Here is a 548-nt window from a genome sequence, read left to right as displayed (position 1 = left end):
CGATGGGCTCGATCCGCATTCCGGCGGCCTATTGCGGGGTCTATGGTTTCAAGCCGGCACAGGCGCATGTCAGCCAGCAGGGGCTGGAGTTGGCCGAGAGGGATTTCGACGCCATCGGCCCGCTTGCCCGGTCGCTGGACATGCTGGAACGCGTGGCGCGGGCGATGTCCGACTTTGGCGACGAGACCGGAGCGTCTGGCTGGACAGCGCTGACCGATCTGGGCGGCGTGGAATGCCAGCCCGCCGTGCTGGACGGCTTTGCCAAAGCCCGCGCGGCCTGTGGCACGGTCGCCGAAATCGCCCTGCCCCATCCGCTCTCGCGCGTGCGCTTTGCCGGGTTCATCAAGACCGTCCGCTTCATGGCCACCCATTTCGCCGAGGCCGATCCAAGCCTGCTCTCCGATCATCTGCGGAGGCTGATCGCCTATGGGCCGCGCCGCAGCGAGGCTGACTGGGCCGAGGACCAGCGCATTCTTGCCGAAACCGCCGACGCGCTGCGCGATGCCATCGCCCGGCATGGCGCACTGCTGCTGCCCACCGCGCCGCAG

Annotated in this window: 1 protein-coding gene; it reads left to right on the top strand. The window is 68.6% G+C overall.

Going from position 1 to position 548, the window contains the following annotated elements; translation table 11 throughout:
- A partial coding sequence (locus tag DM995_RS21020) for an amidase family protein (RefSeq protein ID WP_198669570.1) occupies positions 1-548 on the top strand: 548 nt, incomplete at both ends.

Origin of the sequence: Blastomonas sp. UPD001 (genome assembly GCF_003426715.1) — a bacterium.
In the GTDB taxonomy this organism is placed as follows: domain Bacteria; phylum Pseudomonadota; class Alphaproteobacteria; order Sphingomonadales; family Sphingomonadaceae; genus Blastomonas.
This window is presented reverse-complemented; position numbering and strand designations above follow the sequence as displayed.